Annotated in this window: 25 protein-coding genes; 17 read left to right on the top strand and 8 right to left on the bottom strand. The window is 62.9% G+C overall.

Annotated features, from left to right (window positions below; translation table 11 throughout):
- Positions 1 to 113: 113 nt before the first annotated feature.
- Genes ACVWZP_RS22695 through pilG form a run of 4 tightly spaced genes read right to left on the bottom strand, consistent with a single transcriptional unit; the run spans position 114 to position 3518 of the window.
- Positions 114 to 2165, bottom strand: coding sequence for a methyl-accepting chemotaxis protein (locus tag ACVWZP_RS22695; protein ID WP_046381764.1), 2052 nt, complete (start codon positions 2163 to 2165; stop codon positions 114 to 116).
- Positions 2162 to 2686, bottom strand: coding sequence for a chemotaxis protein CheW (locus ACVWZP_RS22690; RefSeq protein ID WP_046381763.1), 525 nt, complete (start codon positions 2684 to 2686; stop codon positions 2162 to 2164). Before ACVWZP_RS22690 ends, ACVWZP_RS22695 begins: the two co-directional genes overlap by 4 nt.
- 12 nt (positions 2687 to 2698) lie before the next feature.
- Positions 2699 to 3064, bottom strand: a complete 366-nt coding sequence (gene pilH, locus ACVWZP_RS22685) for a twitching motility response regulator PilH (protein WP_017844997.1) — start codon at positions 3062 to 3064, stop codon at positions 2699 to 2701.
- A 46-nt stretch (positions 3065 to 3110) separates the two neighbouring features.
- Positions 3111 to 3518 carry a twitching motility response regulator PilG gene (pilG, locus tag ACVWZP_RS22680; protein ID WP_010564379.1) on the bottom strand — a complete coding sequence of 136 codons (408 nt, stop codon included), beginning with the start codon at positions 3516 to 3518 and terminating at the stop codon, positions 3111 to 3113.
- Between the two features lie 239 nt (positions 3519 to 3757).
- Here pilG and gshB point away from each other — a divergent pair, with 239 nt between their 5' ends.
- The 7 genes from gshB to ACVWZP_RS22645 all read left to right on the top strand — a co-directional run bounded on the left by gshB (position 3758) and on the right by ACVWZP_RS22645 (position 9786).
- A complete protein-coding gene (gene gshB, locus ACVWZP_RS22675; RefSeq protein ID WP_017844998.1) occupies positions 3758 to 4711 on the top strand; it encodes a glutathione synthase in 954 nt (317 codons plus the stop codon).
- A 77-nt stretch (positions 4712 to 4788) separates the two neighbouring features.
- Positions 4789 to 5694, top strand: a complete 906-nt coding sequence (locus ACVWZP_RS22670) for an energy transducer TonB (protein ID WP_017844999.1) — start codon at positions 4789 to 4791, stop codon at positions 5692 to 5694.
- A gap of 197 nt (positions 5695 to 5891) precedes the next feature.
- Positions 5892 to 6461, top strand: a complete 570-nt coding sequence (locus tag ACVWZP_RS22665) for a YqgE/AlgH family protein (protein WP_017845000.1) — start codon at positions 5892 to 5894, stop codon at positions 6459 to 6461.
- A complete protein-coding gene (ruvX, locus tag ACVWZP_RS22660) occupies positions 6461 to 6898 on the top strand; it encodes a Holliday junction resolvase RuvX (protein ID WP_005792259.1) in 438 nt (145 codons plus the stop codon). The genes ACVWZP_RS22665 and ruvX overlap by 1 nt, the downstream gene beginning before the upstream one ends.
- Positions 6899 to 6982: 84 nt before the next feature.
- Positions 6983 to 7489 (top strand): bifunctional pyr operon transcriptional regulator/uracil phosphoribosyltransferase PyrR, encoded by a 507-nt coding sequence (pyrR, locus tag ACVWZP_RS22655; protein WP_017845001.1) that lies wholly within the window; start codon positions 6983 to 6985, stop codon positions 7487 to 7489.
- A gap of 24 nt (positions 7490 to 7513) precedes the next feature.
- Positions 7514 to 8518 carry an aspartate carbamoyltransferase catalytic subunit gene (locus ACVWZP_RS22650; protein ID WP_017845002.1) on the top strand — a complete coding sequence of 335 codons (1005 nt, stop codon included), beginning with the start codon at positions 7514 to 7516 and terminating at the stop codon, positions 8516 to 8518.
- The gene (locus ACVWZP_RS22645) at positions 8515 to 9786 is read left to right on the top strand and encodes a dihydroorotase (protein ID WP_057003953.1); all 1272 of its coding nucleotides are present in this window, start codon (positions 8515 to 8517) and stop codon (positions 9784 to 9786) included. Before ACVWZP_RS22650 ends, ACVWZP_RS22645 begins: the two co-directional genes overlap by 4 nt.
- Positions 9787 to 9919: 133 nt before the next feature.
- On the opposite strand, the gene ACVWZP_RS22640 is transcribed toward ACVWZP_RS22645, so the two are convergent.
- On the bottom strand, positions 9920 to 10348 hold the full coding sequence (locus ACVWZP_RS22640) for a TM2 domain-containing protein (RefSeq protein ID WP_017845004.1): 429 nt from the start codon (positions 10346 to 10348) through the stop codon (positions 9920 to 9922).
- 250 nt (positions 10349 to 10598) lie between these two features.
- On the opposite strand from ACVWZP_RS22640, the gene ACVWZP_RS22635 reads away from it, so the two are divergent.
- On the top strand, positions 10599 to 11234 hold the full coding sequence (locus ACVWZP_RS22635; RefSeq protein WP_046381760.1) for a C40 family peptidase: 636 nt from the start codon (positions 10599 to 10601) through the stop codon (positions 11232 to 11234).
- 75 nt (positions 11235 to 11309) lie between these two features.
- Here ACVWZP_RS22635 and ACVWZP_RS22630 read toward each other — a convergent pair whose 3' ends face one another.
- Positions 11310 to 12344, bottom strand: a complete 1035-nt coding sequence (locus ACVWZP_RS22630) for a type IV pilus twitching motility protein PilT (protein WP_046381759.1) — start codon at positions 12342 to 12344, stop codon at positions 11310 to 11312.
- Between the two features lie 57 nt (positions 12345 to 12401).
- Between ACVWZP_RS22630 and ACVWZP_RS22625 the strand changes: the two genes are divergently transcribed.
- The 9 genes from ACVWZP_RS22625 to ACVWZP_RS22585 all read left to right on the top strand — a co-directional run bounded on the left by ACVWZP_RS22625 (position 12402) and on the right by ACVWZP_RS22585 (position 19030).
- On the top strand, positions 12402 to 13088 hold the full coding sequence (locus ACVWZP_RS22625; RefSeq protein WP_017845007.1) for a YggS family pyridoxal phosphate-dependent enzyme: 687 nt from the start codon (positions 12402 to 12404) through the stop codon (positions 13086 to 13088).
- Positions 13089 to 13121: 33 nt separating this feature from the next.
- Entirely contained in the window at positions 13122 to 13940 is an 819-nt protein-coding gene (proC, locus tag ACVWZP_RS22620) for a pyrroline-5-carboxylate reductase (protein WP_017845008.1), read from the top strand.
- 39 nt (positions 13941 to 13979) lie between these two features.
- Positions 13980 to 14567: a YggT family protein gene (locus ACVWZP_RS22615; RefSeq protein ID WP_046381758.1), complete on the top strand. Its 588-nt coding sequence runs from the start codon at positions 13980 to 13982 to the stop codon at positions 14565 to 14567.
- A 104-nt stretch (positions 14568 to 14671) separates the two neighbouring features.
- Entirely contained in the window at positions 14672 to 15811 is a 1140-nt protein-coding gene (gene metX / locus ACVWZP_RS22610) for a homoserine O-succinyltransferase MetX (protein ID WP_046381757.1), read from the top strand.
- A 7-nt stretch (positions 15812 to 15818) separates the two neighbouring features.
- Complete coding sequence (gene metW / locus ACVWZP_RS22605) at positions 15819 to 16439, top strand: methionine biosynthesis protein MetW (protein WP_017845011.1); 621 nt, start codon at positions 15819 to 15821, stop codon at positions 16437 to 16439.
- Positions 16440 to 16460: 21 nt separating this feature from the next.
- On the top strand, positions 16461 to 16895 hold the full coding sequence (locus tag ACVWZP_RS22600) for a DUF4426 domain-containing protein (RefSeq protein ID WP_046381756.1): 435 nt from the start codon (positions 16461 to 16463) through the stop codon (positions 16893 to 16895).
- A complete protein-coding gene (gene rdgB, locus ACVWZP_RS22595) occupies positions 16892 to 17488 on the top strand; it encodes an RdgB/HAM1 family non-canonical purine NTP pyrophosphatase (protein ID WP_026139793.1) in 597 nt (198 codons plus the stop codon). Before ACVWZP_RS22600 ends, rdgB begins: the two co-directional genes overlap by 4 nt.
- A complete protein-coding gene (gene hemW / locus ACVWZP_RS22590; protein WP_457370169.1) occupies positions 17485 to 18687 on the top strand; it encodes a radical SAM family heme chaperone HemW in 1203 nt (400 codons plus the stop codon). The genes rdgB and hemW overlap by 4 nt, the downstream gene beginning before the upstream one ends.
- 19 nt (positions 18688 to 18706) lie before the next feature.
- On the top strand, positions 18707 to 19030 hold the full coding sequence (locus ACVWZP_RS22585; RefSeq protein ID WP_003176691.1) for a DUF3392 domain-containing protein: 324 nt from the start codon (positions 18707 to 18709) through the stop codon (positions 19028 to 19030).
- A 142-nt stretch (positions 19031 to 19172) separates the two neighbouring features.
- On the opposite strand, the gene trmB is transcribed toward ACVWZP_RS22585, so the two are convergent.
- Both trmB and ACVWZP_RS22575 read right to left on the bottom strand, forming a co-directional pair.
- Complete coding sequence (gene trmB, locus ACVWZP_RS22580; RefSeq protein ID WP_017845015.1) at positions 19173 to 19898, bottom strand: tRNA (guanosine(46)-N7)-methyltransferase TrmB; 726 nt, start codon at positions 19896 to 19898, stop codon at positions 19173 to 19175.
- A 9-nt stretch (positions 19899 to 19907) separates the two neighbouring features.
- The gene (locus ACVWZP_RS22575) at positions 19908 to 20702 is read right to left on the bottom strand and encodes a thiazole synthase (protein WP_017845016.1); all 795 of its coding nucleotides are present in this window, start codon (positions 20700 to 20702) and stop codon (positions 19908 to 19910) included.
- Between the last annotated feature and the right edge of the window lie 6 nt (positions 20703 to 20708).

The following is a 20708-nucleotide window of genomic DNA, read 5'->3' as shown; positions in this document are numbered from 1 at the left end:
GCGAGATCACATGTGGAGGGGGCTTGCTCCCGATGACGGTGTATCAGTCACCTGATTCATTGACTGACCCACTGCCATCGGGAGCAAGCTCCCTCCCACATTTGGATTGCATTTCAATCATCAGCCTGCTTAGCAGCCGGGAGGGTGAAGCCCGATACTGAGCGGCGCAGCTGGCTGGCCATTTTCGCCAGGTTGCCGATGCTCTCGGCGGTGGCGGTCGAGCCCGATGAGGTCTGGCTGGTGATCTGCTGGATGACGTTCATGGTCAGCGAGATCTGCCCCGCCGACGACGTCTGTTGCTGCGCCGCGTTGGAAATACTCTGGATCAGCGCCGCCAGGGTTTTCGACACGCCTTCGATCTCTTCCAGCGCCACCCCGGCGTCCTGGGCCAGCCGTGCGCCACGCACCACTTCAGTGGTGGTCTGTTCCATCGAGATGACGGCTTCGTTGGTGTCGGCCTGGATCGCCCGCACCAGGGTTTCGATCTGCCGCGTGGCCGCCGAGGAGCGTTCGGCCAGGCGTTGCACTTCATCGGCAACCACCGCGAAGCCGCGCCCGGCATCCCCGGCCATGCTTGCCTGGATCGCGGCGTTGAGCGCAAGGATGTTGGTCTGGTCGGCGATGTCATCGATCAGGCTGACAATGTCGCCGATCTCCTGGGACGACTCGCCCAGGCGCTTGATGCGCTTGGCGGTGTCCTGGATCTGCTCGCGAATGTTGTCCATGCCGTGGATGGTGTTGTGTACCACTTCATTGCCCTTGTTGGCGATTTCCACCGAGCGCTCGGCCACCGCCGAGGATTCAGCCGCGTTCGCCGACACCTGATCGATCGACTGGGCCATCTGCTTGATCGCGGTGGAGGCCTCGGCGATCTGCTGGGCCTGATGCTCCGAGGCCTGCGCCAGGTGCATCGCGGTGGCCTGGGTGTCCTGCACCGCGCCGGCGACCTGGCCGGCGGTGAGGTTGATGGTAGCGACAAGGTCGCGCAGTTGGTCCACGGAATAGTTGATGGAGTCGGCGATGGTGCCGGTGAAGTCTTCAGTCACCGAGGCCGTCACGGTGAGGTCGCCGTCGGCCAGGTCTTCGATTTCATCCAGCAGGCGCATGATCGCGTTCTGGTTGCGCTCGTTCTTCTCGGCGGTTTCCCGCAGTTGCTGGTTGGTGGCGCGGACCATCACCAGGCCGATCAGGATGATCGAGGCCAGCGCCAGCAAGCCCAGCACATAGCCGCCGATCGTGTCGAAGCTGCGCCCGCCGGCGAGGTTTTCAAAGCCGGTGGCCAGGTGCGAGGCTTCATCGAGCAGGGTTTGCGAGAGGTTGAAAATATTGCTCGCCGAGGCCCGGACCTGGAACAGTTGCGGCGAGGTTTCGAGGATCTCGTCCACGGAGCCGGAGACAAACTCGAACAGCTCGGCGATTTCCGCCAGGCGCGCCCGTGCGTCGTGGTCCTCGACCTGGGTGATGCGCAGCCCAGGGTTGCCCTGGAGCATGCCGGTGAGCACCTGGCCGAAGCGGTTGGCATCGCGGCCAAAGGCATCGGCGGCCTGCGCGGCGGTTTCGTCACCGGCCAGCACGGTGTTGACCGCCCCCAGGATCCGCTCGGCCAGCAGCGACTGGCGCTGGGCCAAGGCCACCTGGCTGGCCGGGGCGCCGCGTTGCAGCAGGATATCCACGACCTTTTCCGATTCCATCTGCAGTTGCGGCACGGTTTCGGCCAGGGTCGCGGCAACTTGATGCAACGACAGCACGGTCTGTTCGCTGGCGAGGATCGCGTCGGTGTTTTTCAGCAGCGCTTCCCAATCAGTCTGCACCGCCCGCATCTCTGCACGTACCGCACTGGGCGCGGCGGGCAGGCCGGTGTCCGGGTCGCCCTTTTTCAGGTAACCCCAGCGCCGGGCAAAGTCATTGCGCGCTTCCGCCAGCAACTTGAACGCCGCGGCCTTGCCGGCGGCGGCTTCGGTGGCGTTCTTGGCGATACGCTGGGACAGCACCCGCAACTCGCCGGCGTGGCCGATGTACTGCTTGTCGTAGGTGGACTGGGTGTTGAGGTACGCGAAGTTGGCGAACAGCAACATGATGAACACGATCAGCGCAATAAACAGCACGATGATCTGCGAGCGGCTGCGTGAGCCTGCCTGGGGTTTGGGCGTGGTAGCGGTGGTCATGCGGCAACATCCATGAAGCCAGGGGCCTGGGCCAGAGCGAAGGGGCTGAAGACCTGCCACTGCTGATCAGCGTCGAACCGGCCACTGATAAAGGGCACGCCGGGGGTGGCGCTGGGCAACAAGGCGTCTTGTGCGAAATGCTGCATACCCACCACCTCGTCCACCAGCAGCCCGATAAATATGTCCTGGTATTCCACGACCAATACCCGCCGCTGCTTGTCTGCCTTGGACAGCGCATGGCCGAGGAACCCGCCGAGATCCATCACCGGCAGCAGGCGCCCACGCAGGTTAGCGACTCCTCTGATCCAGGTCTTGACCCCGGGCATTAAAGTGCAGCGCGGCTCATGCAGCACTTCGGCGACTTCGCGCATGGGCGCGACAAACCACTGTTCGCCCACGCGAAAGCCGATCCCGCTCCAGCCTTGCAGGCGGGTTTCCTGGGACGGCAGGTCAGCGGCCAGCAGGCGACAGCGGCGGTCGATGTCCAGCAGCAGCTCGAAGGCGGTTAGCGACTCGGTCATGATGGCGTGCCGTCAGCGGGCCAAGACCTTGTTCAGGGTGGCGATCAGCGTGGCTTCGTCCACCGGCTTGGTCAGGTAATCCTTGGCGCCCTGGCGCGCGCCCCAGATTTTGTCGGTTTCCTGGTCCTTGGTGGTGATGATGATGATCGGGATGCCATTGGTTTCCCGCTCCTTGGACAGCTGGCGGGTGGCCTGGAAGCCATTGAGGCCCGGCATCACGATGTCCATCAAGACCGCGTCGGGCTTTTCCTGGCGGGCCAGGGCCACGCCGTCGGCACCGTTTTCCGCTTTCAAGACCTGATGACCGTGCTTTTCCAGCATGCCGGTCAGTTTGTACATTTCGGTCGGCGAATCGTCGACGATCAGAACACGTGCCATGGTTTTCCCCACTACATTGGAAGACGCACGCCCTTGTGAGGTTGCGTCAGTGTGCTTGTTCTACTGCGGCGAAACCCGGCACGTAGGCCTTGATCGCGCCCAGCAGTTCTTCCTTGCTGAAAGGCTTGGTCAAAAACTGATCGACACCGACGATACGCCCCTTGGCCTTGTCGAACAGGCCGTCCTTGGAAGACAGCATGATCACCGGGATCGACTTGAACGCCGGGTTGTTCTTCACCAGGGCGCACGTCTGATAGCCATCCAGGCGCGGCATCATGATGTCGACAAAGATAATGTGCGGGTGATGATCCACAATCCGGGCCAGGGCATCGAAACCATCGATGGCCGTGATGACATCGCAGCCCACGTTCTTCAACAGGGTTTCGGCGGTGCGGCGGATCGTTTTCGAATCGTCGATCACCATCACTCTCAAGGCGTTGGAATGCTGTTCCATATCTGCTCTACCATCGCCACAGCGAATCGGTTTTCGGTGTGTACGGCCTGATACTGCCCAGGATGAGCGTCACAAGCCTTGGAATTCAGGGGCTGCTGCGCCGTGGCAGTCTTTTTAGCACAGTCTCGTGGAGCAATCTATCGAGCGACCCGCCAGGTGGTTTTTCCTTGACCCACAACAGTCGCAGCGCCACTCTGACGCCACTTTTATGCGCCCTAATTTGCTAGAGGAAATCCCCCATGAGCGTTCGCGTCGGCATTGTCATGGACCCTATCGCCAGCATTTCCTATAAAAAGGACAGCTCGCTGGCCATGCTCCTGGCCGCCCAGGCCCGCGGCTGGAGCCTGTTCTATATGGAACAGCGCGACCTTTACCAGGGCGACGGCGAGGCGCGTGCGCGGATGCGTCCGCTCGAGGTGTTCGCCAACCCTGAAAAGTGGTTCGAGCTGCAAGACGAAATCGACAGCCCCCTGAGCGACCTGGACGTGATCCTGATGCGCAAGGACCCGCCGTTCGACATGGAATTCGTCTACTCCACCTACCTGCTGGAGCAAGCCGAGCGCGCCGGCGTGCTGATCGTCAACAAGCCGCAGAGCCTGCGCGACTGCAATGAGAAGCTGTTCGCCACGCTGTTCCCGCACTGCACGCCGCCGACCGTGGTCAGCCGCCGCGCCGATGTGCTGCGCGAATTCGCCGCCAAGCACGGCGATGTGATCCTCAAACCGCTGGACGGCATGGGCGGCACCTCGATCTTCCGCCACCGCGCCGGCGACCCGAACCTGTCGGTGATCCTCGAAACCCTGACCGCCCTGGGCACCCAGCAGATCATGGGGCAGGCTTATCTGCCGGCGATCAAGGACGGCGACAAGCGCATCCTGATGATCGACGGCGAACCGGTGGATTATTGCCTGGCGCGCATCCCGGCAGCCGGCGAGACCCGCGGCAACCTGGCGGCCGGCGGTCGTGGCGAAGCCCGGCCTTTGTCGGACAAGGACCGCTGGATTGCTTCCCAGGTCGGCCCGACCCTGCGGGAAAAAGGTTTGCTGTTCGTAGGCCTCGACGTAATTGGTGAACACCTCACCGAAATCAACGTCACCAGCCCGACCTGTATTCGCGAGATCGACAATGCATTTGGCACGAACATCGGCGAAATGCTGATGGCCGCGATTGAGCGCAAGCTACAAGCCAAGTGACATAGAACAGCCGGACACCCGCCAACATTGCGTTATCATGCGCCACCTGTGAAACACGCGATGTTGGTTTTCTTGTCATGACACTCCCGTCCGATCTGCCCTTCGAACCCTCCCCCAGCGGCGTGCGCCCGGCTGATCGGCTCGGATTTACCCTGTTTCTCGCGGCATTGATCCACCTGGCGCTGATCCTCGGCGTGGGTTTCACCATGGTCGAACCCAAGCAAATCACCAAGACCCTGGAAATCACCCTCGCCACGTTCAAGAGCGAAAAGAAGCCCGAGAAGGCCGATTTTCTCGCCCAGGACAATCAGCAGGGCAGCGGCACGCTGGACAAGAAAGCCGTGCCCAAGACCACCGAAGTGGCACCGTTCCAGGACAACAAGGTAAATAAAGTCTCCCCGCCACCGACGCCCAAGCCCGAAGTCCCCCAGGCCGCGCCCAAGCCTGTGGTGACCACCGTCGCGCCGAAACCGCAAAAAGCCGCGACCCAGCGCGAGAAAACCAAGACCGAACCGCGACCCGAGCCCGTCAAGCCGGCGCCGACCTTCGACAGCTCGCAGCTCTCCGACCAGATCTCCAGCCTCGAAGCCGAACTGGCCAATGAGCAACAGCTTTACGCCAAGCGCCCGCGCATCTACCGCCTGAACGCGGCGTCCACCATGCGCGACAAAGGCGCCTGGTATAAGGACGAGTGGCGCAAGAAGGTCGAACGCATCGGCAACCTCAACTACCCGGATGAAGCGCGCCGCCAGCAGATTTATGGCAATTTGCGCTTGCTGGTGTCGATCAACCGCGACGGCACGTTATATGAAGTGCAGGTACTCGAATCGTCCGGCCAGCCGCTGCTGGACCAGGCCGCCCAGCGCATCGTGCGCCTGGCTGCGCCCTTTGCGCCGTTCAGCGGCGACCTGAATGACGTGGACCGCCTGGAAATCATCCGCACCTGGCGGTTTGCCAAGGGCGATCGCCTGTCCAGCAACTGATAACCCCAATCAACACCAATCACTGTAGGAGCGAGCTTGCTCGCGAAAAACTTGAGAGCGACGCGGTTCTACCTGGAGCACTTCGTTATCGTTGGCGTTTTTCGCGAGCAAGCTCGCTCCTACAGAAAAGGCGACGGCGCTGTATTCGGATCACTCCCAGCTTGTCAGTTCGCCCCTCCAACGCCACACTAGCGGACATGAAAAATGTCAGCCCGACCTACCTCAAGCACCAATTCCTGATCGCCATGCCCCATATGGCCGACCCGAACTTTGCGCAGACCTTGACCTACATTGTCGAGCACACGGCCAATGGTGCCATGGGGTTGGTGGTGAACCGCCCGCAAGAGCTGAACCTGGCCGATATCCTCGAGCAACTGCGCCCGGAGATCGACCCGCCAGCCCGCTGCCAGGGCGTGCCGATCTATATCGGCGGGCCGGTGCAGACCGATCGCGGCTTTGTGCTGCACCCGACCGGGCCGAAGTTCCAGGCCACGGTGGACCTCGACGGCGTGTCGCTGTCCACATCCCAGGACGTGTTGTTCGCCATCGCCGACGGCGTCGGCCCCGAACAGAGTGTGATCACCCTCGGCTACGCTGGCTGGGAAGCCGGGCAACTGGAGGCCGAGCTGGCCAGTAACGCCTGGCTGACCTGCCCCTACGATGCCGACATTCTGTTCAACACTGCCGCCGAGCTGCGCCTGGACGCGGCAGCGGCCAAGCTGCGGGTCAACCTCAGCCTGCTGACCAGCCAGGCGGGGCACGCCTGATGGCCTTGCGTCTGATCCTCGGTTTTGACTACGGCACCAAACAGATCGGCGTCGCTGTCGGCCAGGTCATCACTGGCCAGGCCCGCGAGCTGTGTACCTTGAAAGCCCAGAACGGCATACCGGACTGGAACCAGGTCGAAGCCCTGATCAAGGAGTGGAAGCCCGACGCGGTGGTGGTCGGCCTGCCCTTGAACATGGACGGCACCCCCAGCGACATGTGCCTGCGCGCCGAAAAGTTCGCGCGCCGCCTCAACGGCCGCTACAACCTGCCTTTTTATACCCACGATGAGCGCCTGACCACCTTCGAAGCCAAGGGTGAGCGCCGCGACCGTGGCGGGCAGAAAGGCAGCTACCGCGACAACCCGGTGGACGCCATCGCCGCGGCCTTGCTGTTGCAGGGTTGGCTGGATGAAAACACCGCGTTATTTGAATCCTGACTGACGCGGCTTGCCGCGTCTTTTTACGTTTGAGCCCGGTCCTTGCTGGCAAACCCTGCCGCGCAAGGCCTTGAAGGAGCGACCATGAGCCTGCCAAACCCCGCCGAACTGATCAGCCAGATGGCGATTCGCCTCAAGGCCCACCTGAAACACCGTGGCATCAGCGAGCCGCGCTTCATCGGCATTCGCACGGGTGGCGTGTGGGTGGCCCAGGCGCTGCTGCAAGAGCTGGGCAACGATTCGCCGCTGGGTACGCTGGATGTGTCCTTCTACCGCGACGACTTCAGCCAGAACGGCCTACACCCGCAAGTGCGCCCGTCGGCCCTGCCGTTCGAGATCGAAGGCCAGCACCTGGTGCTGATCGACGACGTGCTGATGAGCGGCCGCACCGTCCGTGCCGCGCTGAACGAGCTGTTCGACTACGGCCGCCCCGCCAGCGTGACGCTGGTCTGCCTGCTGGACCTGGACGCCGGCGAGCTGCCGATCAGCCCGGATGTGGTCGGCGCGACCCTGTCGCTTTCAGCCCAGCAGCGGGTAAAATTGTCCGGTCCCACGCCGCTCGTACTCGAACTGCAAGACCTTGCCCTTTAACCCGCCTTGTAAAGAGTCCCCGCGATGACGCCTCTAGATGCCAAGCGCCCGCTGCAGCTCAATGCTCAGGGCCAGCTGCAACACTTCTTGTCCCTCGACGGTTTGCCCCGCGAACTGCTCACCGAAATCCTCGACACCGCCGACTCGTTCCTCGAAGTCGGTGGCCGCGCGGTGAAGAAGGTCCCGCTGCTGCGCGGCAAGACCATCTGCAATGTGTTCTTCGAGAACTCCACGCGCACCCGCACCACCTTCGAACTGGCGGCCCAGCGCCTGTCGGCCGACGTGATCACACTGAACGTGTCGACCTCGTCGGCGAGCAAGGGCGAGACCCTGCTCGACACCCTGCGCAACCTCGAAGCGATGGCCGCCGACATGTTCGTGGTGCGCCACGGCGACTCCGGCGCCGCGCACTTCATCGCCGAGCACGTCTGCCCGCAGGTGGCGATCATCAACGGCGGCGACGGCCGTCACGCCCACCCGACCCAGGGCATGCTCGACATGCTCACCATCCGTCGGCACAAAGGCAGCTTTGAAAACCTTTCGGTGGCCATCGTCGGCGACATCCTGCACTCGCGGGTAGCGCGCTCGAACATGCTGGCCCTGAAAACCCTGGGTTGCCCGGATATCCGCGTGATCGCGCCGAAAACCCTGCTGCCGATCGGCATCGAGCAGTACGGCGTGAAGGTCTACACCGACATGACCGAAGGCCTCAAGGATGTGGACGTGGTGATCATGCTGCGCCTGCAACGCGAACGCATGTCCGGTGGCCTGTTGCCGAGCGAAGGCGAGTTCTACCGCCTGTTCGGCCTGACCACCACGCGCCTGGCCGGAGCCAAGCCGGATGCCATCGTGATGCACCCGGGGCCGATCAACCGAGGGGTGGAGATCGAATCGGCGGTGGCCGACGGCAACCAGTCGGTGATTCTCAACCAGGTGACCTACGGCATCGCCATACGCATGGCGGTGCTGTCCATGGCCATGAGCGGGCAAACCGCGCAACGTCAATTCGAGCAGGAGAAGGCCCAGTGAAGCTCAGCATTCTCGGCGCCCGCGTCATTGATCCGGCCAGTGGCCTGGATCAAGTCACCGATCTTCATCTGGAAGCCGGCAAGATCATCGCCATCGGCGCTGCGCCCGCTGGCTTCAGCGCCAGTGAGACCCTCGACGCCAAGGGCCTGGTGGCCGCGCCTGGCCTGGTCGACCTGAACGTCGCCCTGCGCGAGCCGGGTTACAGCCGCAAAGGCAACATCACCAGCGAAACCCGCGCCGCCGCCGCCGGTGGCGTCACCAGCCTGTGCTGCCCGCCGCACACCAAACCGGTGCTGGACACCTCGGCCGTGGCCGAGCTGATCCTCGACCGCGCCCGCGAAGCCGGCAATTGCAAAGTGTTCCCCATCGGCGCCCTGAGCAAAGGCCTGGAAGGCGAGCAACTGGCCGAACTGATCGCGCTGCGCGATGCCGGTTGCGTGGCCTTCGGCAACGGCCTGGAGAGTTTCCGCAGCACCCGCACGCTGTGCCGTGCCCTGGAATACGCGGCCACCTTCGACCTGACGGTGATCTTCCACTCCCAGGACCGCGACCTGGCCGAAGGCGGCCTGGCCCATGAAGGCGCCGTGGCCAGCTTCCTCGGCCTGCCGGGCATCCCGGAGACCGCGGAAACCGTGGCCCTGGCCCGCGATCTGCTGCTGGTGGAACAAAGCGGCGTGCGCGCGCACTTCAGCCAACTGACCAGCGCCCGCGGCGTGGCCCTGATCGCCCAGGCCCAGGCCCGCGGCTTGCCGGTGACGGCGGACGTGGCGCTGTATCAGTTGATCCTGACGGACGAGGCGCTGATCGACTTCTCCAGCCTGTATCACGTACAACCGCCGCTGCGCACCCGTGCCGACCGCGAGGGTTTGCGTGCGGCGGTGAAGTCCGGTGTGGTGTCGGCGATTTCCAGCCATCACCAGCCCCACGAGCGCGATGCCAAGCTGGCACCGTTCGGCGCGACCGAGCCGGGTATCAGCAGCGTCGAGCTGTTGCTGCCGTTGGCGATGACGCTGGTGGAGGATGGCTTGCTCGACCTGCCGACGCTGCTGGCGCGCCTGAGTGCAGGCCCCGCCGAAGCCTTGCGCCTGCCAGCGGGCAAGTTGGCGGTGGGGGCGGCGGCGGACCTGGTGCTGTTCGATCCGGCCAGCTCGACGATTGCCGGCGAGCACTGGCTGTCCAAGGGCGAAAACTGCCCGTTCATCGGCCATAGCCTGCCGGCGAGCGTGCGCTACACCCTGGTGGACGGACGCATCAGCTACCAGGCCTAAAGCGGGCTCGGTAAAAAATGTGGGAGGGGGCTTGCCCCCGATAGCAGTGGGTCAGCTACAGATAAGCTGACTGGTCCACCGCCATCGGGGGCAAGCCCCCTCCCACATTTGCTTGTCTGTATGGCTGAGAGATTCAGCGCCCGCCTCTTAGCTCGGCGTTACGGATCGATATCTGCGTATTCAACGTCCAGAAGTCATACAGCACCCCCACCAGGAACAGGCCGCCGGTCAGCAGGTACAGCAGGCCGGTGATCCATTTGCCCTGGTACATCCGGTGTACACCGAACACCCCGAGAAACGCCAACAGAATCCAGGCCACGTTGTATTCGATCGGGCCTGCGGTAAAACGCAGGTCGGCTTCACGGTCCATCGCCGGAATCAGGAACAAGTCGATCAGCCAGCCGATCCCCAGCAAGCCCAACGTGAAAAACCAGATCGTCCCGGTGACGGGTTTGCCGTAATAGAAGCGATGCGCCCCGGTAAAACCAAAAATCCAGAGCAGGTAACCGATCACCTTGCTGTGGGTGTCTTGCTGCGAAACATCCTGTCGATAGGTGTTCATGGCGTACCTCTTTTGCTGCGATAGATAAATTTTTTCACTTTCTTTGTGACTTTTTTACATGCGCCCGACGTATGGCCGATGGTATCTTCGCTCCCCTGAAAGCCTGATGCCACCTGACTTGTGTAGGACAATTGCGGCGATTCGTCGCGTATTTCCTGAGTTTGACCCCAAGGTTCAGTCGACAAACGGCCTGAGAACGACACAAAAAGCTGTTATAAAGTTGCGCGCAAACCCATAAGAGCCACGCCTAATGCGACCATTTTTCAAGACATGGCTAACCATTTGCCTATTAATGCCACTGGCCGCCCACGCCACCAATCGTGAGCAACGACTTCCTAACGTCAACGGCTTCACCCCGAAAGTCCACAGCACACCCAGCACGGCCAAATCCGTAAAGCCCACCGTCAGCCGCCCGACTCAACTGAGCAAGGCCCACGGTAAGGCAACACCCGGCCTGATGGCGGGTAACACCAAGCAAAGCAGCACCGTCCTCAGCCGCGCCGTGAATGTGCTCGGTACACCTTATCGTTGGGGCGGCAGCAGCCCAAGTAAAGGGTTCGACTGCAGCGGCCTGGTAAAATATGCATTCAACGACGTTGCCGCGGTGGATTTGCCACGCACCTCCAACGCCATGGCCGCCGGCCACGGGCAGAAGGTTGACCGCAAGGACTTGAAGCCGGGCGACCTGCTGTTCTTCAAACTGAAGAGCCGCCGGGTTAACCACGTTGCCATCTACCTGGGCAACGACCGCTTTATCCACGCACCGCGTCGCGGCAAGTCGGTCAGCATCGATACCCTGAAGAAGCCGTTCTGGGACAAGAACTACGTGATCGCCAAGCGGGTTCTGCCGAAAGAACAGAACAACCTGCGGATCGTCCAACGCTGATCTGAAGCTGGAATACAGTACCCATGTGGGAGGGGCTTGCCCCCTCCCTCATTTGATTTCATTGCCCACAAGATCTCATATGTCTGTCGGCACCCTCGCCTTCTCCCGCGCCGCCTCCCGGCTGATCACGCCCTGCGTGACCAAGGCCTTCAAGCGCATATCCAACGTCTGCATCCCCGATGCGCCACCGGTCTGAATCGCCGATACGATCTGCGCCACCTTGTCTTCGCGGATCAAATTGCGAATGGCAGGCGTACACAGCATGATTTCATGGGCCGCCACGCGCCCGCCGCCGATCTTCTTGACCAACACCTGGGACACCACCGCCTGCAGCGACTCCGAGAGCATCGAGCGGACCATCGGCTTTTCTCCCGCCGGAAACACGTCCACCAGGCGATCCACGGTCTTGGCCGCCGACGCAGTGTGCAGGGTGCCGAAGACCAGATGCCCGGTCTCAGCCGCCGTCAGCGCCAGGCGGATGGTTTCCAGGTCACGCAGTTCACCCACCAGGATCACATCCGGGTCTTGCCGCAGTGCCGAACGCAAGGCCGCCGAAAAACTGTGGGTGTCGCGGTGCACCTGGCGCTGGTTGATCAGGGCCCGGCAGGGCTGGTGGATGAATTCGATGGGGTCTTCCAAGGTGAGGATGTGCTGGCGCCGGTGCTGGTTGAGGTGATCGATCAGCGCCGCCAGGGTGGTCGACTTGCCCGAACCCGTGGGCCCGGTCACCAGCACCAGGCCGCGCGGCAGTTGGGCGATACGTTGGAACACCGCGCCCAACCCGAGGTTTTCCAGGCTCTGGACCTGGGCGGGGATGTTGCGAAACACCGCGCCCATGCCACGCGCCTGCTGGAACACATTCACCCGGAATCGCCCGACACCGGGCAGCTCGAAGGCGAAATCCGTTTCAAGAGATGTTTCGAAATCCTTTTGTTGGTACTGGTTGAGCAAAGGGCTGAGCAAATCCGCCACATGCGTGGGTGACAGCACTGGCCCATCCAGGGACCAGACCTCACCATCCATCCGCAGCATCGGTGCGAGGCCGGCCGACAGGTGCAGGTCGGAGGCGCCCCGGCGCACGCTGTGCGTGAGTAATTCAGTGATATCCATAGGGCTTTCCATTTCCAGTAGAATGCCGCGGACTCCATATCCACGGGCGCATCTTGAATGTCGACGATAGCAGACAACATTGGCCAGGTTCGCCAGCGCATCCGCGCCGCAGCCGACGCCGTGCAACGTGACGCAAACAGCATCCACCTGCTGGCCGTGAGCAAGACCAAGCCCGCGCAAGCCGTGCGCGAAGCCTATGCCGCCGGGATGTGCGATTTCGGCGAAAACTACCTGCAGGAAGCCTTGGGCAAACAGGCCGAATTAACCGACCTGCCCTTGAGTTGGCACTTCATCGGCCCCATTCAATCGAACAAGACTCGCGCGATCGCCGAGAACTTCGCTTGGGTGCATTCCGTGGACCGCCTGAAAATCGCACAACGCTTGTCCGAACAACGCCCGGCCGACCTGGCCCCGCTGAACATCTGCATCCAGGTCAACGTCAGTGGCGAAGCCAGCAAGTCCGGCTGCACGCCCGCCGACCTGCCGGCGCTGGCCAACGCGATCAGCGCCCTGCCGCGCTTGAAGTTGCGCGGTTTGATGGCGATCCCTGAACCGACCGAAGACCGCGCCGCACAGGATGCAGCGTTCGCCGCCGTCCGCGACCTGCAGGCCAGTTTGAACCTGCCGCTCGACACACTTTCCATGGGCATGAGCCACGACCTCGAGTCGGCCATCGCCCAAGGCGCCACCTGGGTGCGGATCGGTACCGCCCTGTTTGGCGCCCGCGACTACGGTCAGCCGTGAAATGGCCGACTTCCCACTGAATAAGGACCTGTCATGAGCAACACGCGTATTGCCTTTATCGGCGCCGGCAACATGGCGGCCAGCCTGATCGGCGGCCTGCGGGCCAAGGGCCTGCAAGCCCAACAGATCCGCGCCAGCGATCCGGGCGCCGAAACCCGCGCCCGCGTCAGCGCCGAACACGGTATCGACACCTTCGCCGACAACGCCGAGGCCATCCAGGGCGTCGACGTGATCGTGCTGGCGGTCAAGCCGCAAGCCATGAAAGCCGTGTGCGAAAGCCTGCGCCCGAGCCTGCAGCCGCACCAGTTGGTGGTGTCCATCGCCGCCGGCATCACCTGCGCCAGCATGAACCGCTGGCTCGGCGCCCAGCCCATCGTGCGCTGCATGCCCAACACCCCGGCGCTGCTGCGCAAAGGCGTGAGCGGTTTGTATGCCACCGCCCAGGTGAGCGCCGAACAGCGCGACCAGGCCCAGGAACTGCTGTCCGCCGTGGGCATCGCCCTGTGGCTGGAACAGGAAGAGCAACTGGACGCGGTGACCGCCGTCTCCGGCAGCGGCCCGGCCTACTTCTTCCTGCTGATCGAAGCCATGACCGCCGCCGGCGTGAAACTGGGCCTGAGCCGGGACATCGCCGAGCAACTGGCCGCGCAAACCGCCCTGGGCGCCGCGCAGATGGCCGTGACCAGCGACGTGGATGCCGCCGAACTGCGCCGCCGCGTGACCTCCCCCGGCGGCACCACGCAAGCCGCCATTGAATCGTTCCAGGCCGGGGGCTTCGAAGCCCTGGTGGAAAAAGCACTGGGTGCCGCGGCACATCGTTCGGCCGAGATGGCCGAGCAACTGGGCAAATAGTCGTCCCCAACCTGCAACTGGACTAGATAGGAATCGAACATGCTCGGAATCAATGACGCTGCCATTTTCATCATCCAGACCCTGGGCAGCCTGTACCTGCTGATCGTGCTGATGCGCTTTATCCTGCAACTGGTGCGGGCGAACTTCTACAACCCGCTGTGCCAGTTCGTGGTGAAGGCCACCCAGCCGCTGCTCAAGCCCCTGCGCCGGGTGATCCCGAGCCTGTTCGGGCTGGACATGTCCTCGCTGGTGCTGGCGCTGCTGCTGCAGGTCCTGCTGTTCGCGGTGATCCTGATGCTCAACGGCTACCAGGCCTTGACCCTGCTGCTGCTGCCATGGGCGCTGATCGGGGTTTTCTCGCTGTTTTTGAAGATCCTCTTCTGGTCGATGATCATCAGCGTGATCCTCTCGTGGGTCGCACCCGGCAGCCGCAGCCCTGGAGCCGAGCTGGTCGCGCAGATCACCGAACCGGTGCTGGCGCCGTTCCGCCGGTTGATCCCCAACCTGGGCGGTCTGGACATCTCGCCGATCTTCGCATTTATCGCGATCCAGCTCCTGCAAAGCTGGGTGATCCCGCGCCTGGCGTTCTATGCGTTCATGCCCAAAGAGCTGTTCGGGTTGATCTGATTCAGCCCCGCTTGCGTGTCAGGGCCGGATAACCTCCGGCCTTTGCTTGCCGCTAGGGGCAGCGGTCTTTAGACTTACGCCTCATTTAAACGAGAGCAGGGTCGATGCCAGCTGCCTTTCCCCCCGATTCTGTTGGACTGGTCGTGCCCCAAATGGCGCACTTCAGCGAACCGCTGGCCCTGGCCTGCGGACGTTCGCTGCCAGCCTACGACCTGATCTATGAAACCTACGGCCAGTTGAACGCCACGGCGAGCAACGCCGTGCTGATCTGCCACGCCTTGTCCGGCCATCATCACGCCGCGGGCTTCCACAGCGTCGACGAGCGCAAGCCCGGCTGGTGGGACAGCTGCATCGGCCCCGGCAAGCCCATCGATACCAACAAGTTCTTTGTGGTCAGCCTGAACAATCTCGGCGGCTGCAACGGCTCGACCGGCCCCAGCAGCCTCAACCCGGAAACCGGCAAGCCCTTCGGCGCCGACTTCCCGGTACTGACCGTGGAAGACTGGGTCCACAGCCAGGCGCGCCTGGCCGACCGGCTGGGCATCCAGCAATGGGCCGCCGTGATCGGCGGCAGCCTCGGCGGCATGCAGGCCCTGCAGTGGACCATCACTTACCCCGATCGCGTGCGCCATTGCCTGGCCATCGCCTCGGCCCCCAAGTTGTCGGCGCAGAACATCGCCTTCAACGAAGTGGCGCGCCAGGCGATCCTGACCGACCCGGACTTCCACGGCGGCTCGTTCCAGGAAGCCGGCGTGATCCCCAAGCGCGGCTTGATGCTGGCGCGGATGGTTGGGCATATCACCTACCTGTCCGACGATTCCATGGGCGAGAAATTCGGCCGCGGCCTCAAGAGCGAGAAGCTCAACTACGACTTCCACAGCGTCGAGTTCCAGGTGGAAAGCTACCTGCGTTATCAGGGCGAAGAGTTCTCCGGGAGGTTTGACGCCAACACCTACCTGCTGATGACCAAGGCCCTGGACTACTTCGACCCGGCCGCCAACTTCGACGACGACCTGGCGAAAACCTTCGAGGGCGCGTCGGCCAAGTTCTGCGTGATGTCGTTCACCACCGACTGGCGCTTCTCGCCGGCCCGCTCGCGGGAACTGGTGGATGCCTTGATGGCGGCGAAGAAAGACGTCTGCTACTTGGAAATCGATGCTCCGCAAGGCCACGACGCCTTCCTGATCCCGATTCCTCGTTATCTGCAGGCGTTCAGTAACTACATGAACCGCATAACTCTGTGAGAACGCCATGAGAGCCGACCTGGAAATCATCCAAGACTGGATACCCGCCGGCAGCCGCGTGCTCGACCTTGGCTGCGGCAATGGCGAACTGCTGAGCTGGCTGCGCGACAACAAGCAAGTCACCGGCTATGGCCTGGAAAACGACCCGGACAACATCGCCGAGTGCGTGGCCAAGGGCATCAACGTGATCGAGCAGGACCTGGACAAGGGCCTGGGCAACTTTGCCAGCAACAGCTTCGACGTCGTGGTGATGACCCAGGCCCTGCAGGCGGTGCATTACCCGGACCGCATCCTCGACGAAATGCTGCGCGTCGGCCGCCAGTGCATCATCACCTTCCCCAACTTCGGTCACTGGCGCTGCCGCTGGTACCTGGCCACCAAGGGCCGCATGCCGGTGTCGGATTTCCTGCCGTACACGTGGTACAACACGCCGAACATCCACTTTTGCACCTTCGAAGACTTCGAAGCCCTGTGTGGCGAGCGGGAAGCCAAGGTGATCAACCGCCTTGCCGTCGATCAACAGCACCGCCACGGCTGGGCGAGTAAACTATGGCCCAACCTGTTGGGTGAAATCGGGATTTACCGGGTCAGCAGCCCGGGCCTGACAGACCACAAGATCGCCGTCTAACTATTTTCGAGGAAGACGAATATGAGACGCCTGGCTGTATTTCTACTCACCGCGTGCCTGGGCGTCAGCGCCATGGCCGCCGATGCCATCGACAGTAAGCGCCAGAAGGAATTTGGCGATATCACCGTACACTACAACACCTTCACCTCCAGCTTCCTGCAACCCGATACGGCCCAGGCTGTCGGCGTGGTACGCAGCAAGAACAAGGGCTTGATCAACGTGACCGTGATCAAGGGCGTGACGCCCGTGGCCGCGCAAGTGACCGGCACGATCAAAGACCTGAGCGGCAGGAGCGAAATCCTGACGTTCAAGCAGATTACCGAAAAAGGTGCGATCTATTACCTCGCGCCCTACAACGTGCCGCAACAGGAAGTGCGGGTTTTCACCATCAACGTTGAAACCGGCGGCAAGGCCCATGGTTTCCAATTCAACCAGGAACTGTTTCCGGCGGACTGATGAACCTGACTCAACTCGTGCTGGCCAGCCATAACGCCGGCAAACTCAAAGAACTCCAGGCCATGCTCGGCGAGTCCGTGCAACTGCGCTCGATCGGCGAGTTCAGCCAGGTCGAGCCCGAAGAAACGGGCCTGTCGTTCGTCGAGAACGCCATCCTCAAGGCGCGCAATGCCGCGCGCCTGTCCGGCCTGCCGGCGCTGGCGGACGACTCGGGCCTGGCGGTGGACTTCCTCGGCGGCGCCCCCGGTATCTATTCGGCGCGCTATGCCGACGGCAAAGGCGACGCGGCGAACAACGCCAAGCTGCTCGACGTGCTCAAGGACGTGCCGGATGCCGAGCGTGGCGCGCAGTTCGTCTGCGTGCTGGCCCTGGTGCGACATGCCGACGATCCGTTGCCGATCCTCTGCGAAGGCCTGTGGCACGGGCGCATCCTGCATGCGGCCAGCGGCGCGCATGGGTTTGGCTACGACCCGCTGTTCTGGGTGCCGGAGCGCGATGTCTCCAGCGCCGAACTGAGCCCGGCCGACAAAAACCAGATCAGCCACCGCGCCCGCGCCATGGCTTTGCTGCGCCAGCGCCTGGGCTTGAAATGACCCAGAACACCTCCGCGCAGCCGCTGATCCACGGCGGCGCGCAAACACCACGGGCGGCCCTGCCCCATCTGCCGCCCCTGGCGCTGTACATCCACATCCCGTGGTGCGTGCGCAAATGCCCTTATTGCGACTTCAACTCCCACACCGCCAGCCCCGTGTTGCCGGAAGAAGAGTACGTCGATGCGCTGCTGGCCGACCTCGATCAGGACCTGCACGCGGTTTATGGCAGGGAACTGAGTTCGATCTTCTTCGGTGGCGGCACGCCGAGCCTGTTCAGTGCCGCCGCGCTGGGCCGTCTGCTCAAGGGCGTGGAAGCACGTATCCCGTTTGCCGGCGACATCGAGATCACCCTGGAAGCCAACCCGGGAACGTTCGAGCAAGAGAAGTTCGTGGCGTACCGCAAGCTGGGGATCAACCGCCTGTCCATCGGCATCCAGAGCTTCCAGCAGGAAAAACTCGCGGCCCTGGGCCGTATCCACAACGGCGATGAAGCCGTGCGCGCCGCCGGCATGGCGCGCCAGGCCGGGTTCGACAACTTCAACCTGGACCTGATGCATGGCTTGCCCGATCAGTCCCTGGACGACGCCCTGAGCGACCTGCGCCAGGCCATCGCGCTCAAACCGACCCATTTGTCGTGGTACCAACTGACCCTGGAGCCCAACACCGTATTCTGGAACCAGCCGCCGACGCTGCCGGAAGACGACACCCTGTGGGATATCCAGGAAGCCGGCCAGGCGCTGCTGGCCGAACACGGTTACGCGCAATATGAAGTCTCGGCCTATGCGCAACCGGGGCGAGCGGCGCGACATAACCTCAACTACTGGAGCTTCGGCGACTTCATCGGCATCGGTGCCGGCGCCCATGGCAAGCTCAGCCACCCGGACGGGCGCATCGTCCGCACCTGGAAGACCCGCGCACCGAAGGACTACCTCAACCCGGCCAAAAGCTTCCTGGCCGGCACGAACGCGCTGACCAACGAAGAGCTGCCGTTCGAGTTCCTGATGAACGCCCTGCGCCTCACCGAAGGCGTCGACGCCAAGCTCTACGCCGAACGCACCGGGCTGGCGCTGACAAGCCTCGCGCAAGGCCGCACCGAGGCAGAACAAAGTGGCTTAATGCAGGTCGAACCGTCACGCCTGGCGGCCACCGACCGCGGGCAACTCTTTCTCAATGACCTGTTGCAGAAGTTTTTGAGCTGATCGCTCTTAAGGAAATCGAATGGATTTGGTACTCGACCTGCTCGCCACCGTATCCCGCTGGAGCCGCAGCAACCTGTCGGAAATCTCCCTGGCCCTCGTCGGCTGCCTGTTGGTGCTGTTCGGCGCCGATATCAAAGGCTGGGTCGAGGCCCGCCTGGGCAGCATCGCCGGCGCCTTGCGCGTACCGTTGATGGCCCTGCTGTGCATGATCGGCAGCGGCGCGGCGCTGATCTACGCCACGCCGTGGATTGTGCGGGGGCTGAGCCAGTTCAATAACTACAGCCTGGCGCCGGTATTGGTGGTGGTGCTGGTGTTGATCGGCGTCGTCGCCGACCGCCGCTGATCCCAAACCCAACACAAAACCAATGTGGGAGGGGGCTTGCCCCCGATAGCAGAGTGTCAGTCAACCACTCTATGACTGACCCACCGCTATCGGGGGCAAGCCCCCTCCCACATTTTTGACCGCATTCCAAGTTACTGGCTGATCAGTCGACTTTCTCGAACTTCAAATCCCACACCCCATGCCCCAACCGCTCGCCGCGGCGTTCGAACTTGGTGATCGGGCGCTCGGCCGGGCGTGGTACGCATTTGCCGTCTTCGGCCAGGTTGCGGTAGCCAGGGGCGACGTTCATCACTTCCAGCATGTATTCCGCATAGGGTTCCCAGTCGGTGGCCATGTGCAGGATACCGCCGACTTTCAGCTTGCTGCGCACCAGCTCCGCGAAAGACGCCTGGACGATGCGGCGCTTGTGGTGACGGCTTTTGTGCCATGGGTCGGGGAAAAACAGCATCAGGCGATCGAGGCTGTTGTCGGCGATGCAGCGGTTGAGCACTTCAATCGCGTCGCAGTCGTAGACCCGCAGGTTGGTCAAACCCTGGGTCAGCACGCCATTGAGCAGCGCGCCGACACCCGGGCGATGGACTTCCACACCGATGAAATCCTGTTCCGGCGCGGCTGCGGCCATTTCCAGCAGGGAGTGGCCCATGCCGAAGCCGATTTCCAGGGAGCGCGGGGCCGAACGACCGAACACTTGGTCATAGTCCACCGGCGCGTCGGCCAGGGGCAGGACGAACAGCGGCGTGCCTTGCTCCAGGCCCTTTTGCTGGCCTTCGGTCATGCGACCGGCGCGCATCACAAAGCTCTTGATGCGGCGGTGCTTGGACTCGTCGCCCTGTTCCACGGTGTTCGGCGTTTCGTTTGATTCAGTCATCAATGGCTCTTACTTGATCAGACCATCCAGCGGCGAGGAGGCGCTGGCGTAGAGTTTTTTCGGCATGCGCCCGGCGAGGTAGGCCAGGCGGCCCGCGACGATGGCGTGTTTCATGGCTTCGGCCATCATGATCGGCTGTTGGGCATTGGCGATGGCCGAATTCATCAGCACCGCTTCGCAGCCCAGCTCCATGGCGATGGTCGCGTCGGAGGCAGTGCCCACGCCCGCATCCACCAGCACCGGGATCTTGGCTTCTTCGAGGATGATCTGCAGGTTGTACGGGTTGCAGATCCCAAGGCCAGTGCCGATCAGGCCGGCCAGCGGCATCACGGCGATGCAGCCGATTTCGGCCAGTTGGCGGGCGATGATCGGGTCATCGCTGGTGTAGACCATCACATCGAAGCCTTCCTTGACCAGGGTTTCGGCGGCCTTGAGGGTTTCGATCACGTTGGGGAACAGGGTTTTCTGGTCGGCCAGCACTTCCAGCTTCACCAGGTTGTGGCCGTCGAGCAGCTCACGGGCCAGGCGGCAGGTACGCACAGCTTCGATGGCGTCGTAGCAGCCGGCGGTGTTCGGCAGGATGGTGTAGCGGTCCGGCGGCAGGATATCCAGCAGGTTCGGTTCGCCCGGGTTCTGGCCGATGTTGGTGCGGCGCACGGCCACGGTCACGATCTCGGCGCCCGAGGCTTCGATGGCCAGGCGGGTTTCTTCCATATCGCGATACTTGCCGGTGCCTACCAGCAGACGGGACTGGTAGGTACGACCGGCCAGGACGAAGGGCTTGTCGCTACGAACGATGCTCATGGGAAA

The organism is Pseudomonas sp. TE36184 (genome assembly GCF_054060055.1).
Note: the sequence above shows the minus strand (reverse complement) of the source record. Positions and strands in the feature narration are given on the sequence as shown.

Bases quoted from the DNA above. Each gene is read 5' to 3' on its own strand.
- ACVWZP_RS22585 (WP_003176691.1), top strand. From the start codon at position 18,707: ATGGATTTGGTACTCGACCTGCTCGCCACCGTATCCCGCTGGAGCCGC.
- ACVWZP_RS22650 (WP_017845002.1), top strand. From the start codon at position 7,514: ATGACGCCTCTAGATGCCAAGCGCCCGCTGCAGCTCAATGCTCAGGGC.
- gshB (WP_017844998.1), top strand. From the start codon at position 3,758: ATGAGCGTTCGCGTCGGCATTGTCATGGACCCTATCGCCAGCATTTCC.
- proC (WP_017845008.1), top strand. From the start codon at position 13,122: ATGAGCAACACGCGTATTGCCTTTATCGGCGCCGGCAACATGGCGGCC.
- ACVWZP_RS22630 (WP_046381759.1), bottom strand. From the start codon at position 12,344: ATGGATATCACTGAATTACTCACGCACAGCGTGCGCCGGGGCGCCTCC.
- ACVWZP_RS22600 (WP_046381756.1), top strand. From the start codon at position 16,461: ATGAGACGCCTGGCTGTATTTCTACTCACCGCGTGCCTGGGCGTCAGC.
- pyrR (WP_017845001.1), top strand. From the start codon at position 6,983: ATGAGCCTGCCAAACCCCGCCGAACTGATCAGCCAGATGGCGATTCGC.
- pilG (WP_010564379.1), bottom strand. From the start codon at position 3,518: ATGGAACAGCATTCCAACGCCTTGAGAGTGATGGTGATCGACGATTCG.
- ruvX (WP_005792259.1), top strand. From the start codon at position 6,461: ATGGCCTTGCGTCTGATCCTCGGTTTTGACTACGGCACCAAACAGATC.
- ACVWZP_RS22575 (WP_017845016.1), bottom strand. From the start codon at position 20,702: ATGAGCATCGTTCGTAGCGACAAGCCCTTCGTCCTGGCCGGTCGTACC.
- hemW (WP_457370169.1), top strand. From the start codon at position 17,485: ATGACCCAGAACACCTCCGCGCAGCCGCTGATCCACGGCGGCGCGCAA.
- ACVWZP_RS22635 (WP_046381760.1), top strand. From the start codon at position 10,599: ATGCGACCATTTTTCAAGACATGGCTAACCATTTGCCTATTAATGCCA.
- ACVWZP_RS22695 (WP_046381764.1), bottom strand. From the start codon at position 2,165: ATGACCACCGCTACCACGCCCAAACCCCAGGCAGGCTCACGCAGCCGC.
- ACVWZP_RS22615 (WP_046381758.1), top strand. From the start codon at position 13,980: ATGCTCGGAATCAATGACGCTGCCATTTTCATCATCCAGACCCTGGGC.
- ACVWZP_RS22625 (WP_017845007.1), top strand. From the start codon at position 12,402: ATGTCGACGATAGCAGACAACATTGGCCAGGTTCGCCAGCGCATCCGC.
- ACVWZP_RS22670 (WP_017844999.1), top strand. From the start codon at position 4,789: ATGACACTCCCGTCCGATCTGCCCTTCGAACCCTCCCCCAGCGGCGTG.
- metX (WP_046381757.1), top strand. From the start codon at position 14,672: ATGCCAGCTGCCTTTCCCCCCGATTCTGTTGGACTGGTCGTGCCCCAA.
- pilH (WP_017844997.1), bottom strand. From the start codon at position 3,064: ATGGCACGTGTTCTGATCGTCGACGATTCGCCGACCGAAATGTACAAA.
- ACVWZP_RS22640 (WP_017845004.1), bottom strand. From the start codon at position 10,348: ATGAACACCTATCGACAGGATGTTTCGCAGCAAGACACCCACAGCAAG.
- trmB (WP_017845015.1), bottom strand. From the start codon at position 19,898: ATGACTGAATCAAACGAAACGCCGAACACCGTGGAACAGGGCGACGAG.
- ACVWZP_RS22665 (WP_017845000.1), top strand. From the start codon at position 5,892: ATGAAAAATGTCAGCCCGACCTACCTCAAGCACCAATTCCTGATCGCC.
- ACVWZP_RS22690 (WP_046381763.1), bottom strand. From the start codon at position 2,686: ATGACCGAGTCGCTAACCGCCTTCGAGCTGCTGCTGGACATCGACCGC.
- metW (WP_017845011.1), top strand. From the start codon at position 15,819: ATGAGAGCCGACCTGGAAATCATCCAAGACTGGATACCCGCCGGCAGC.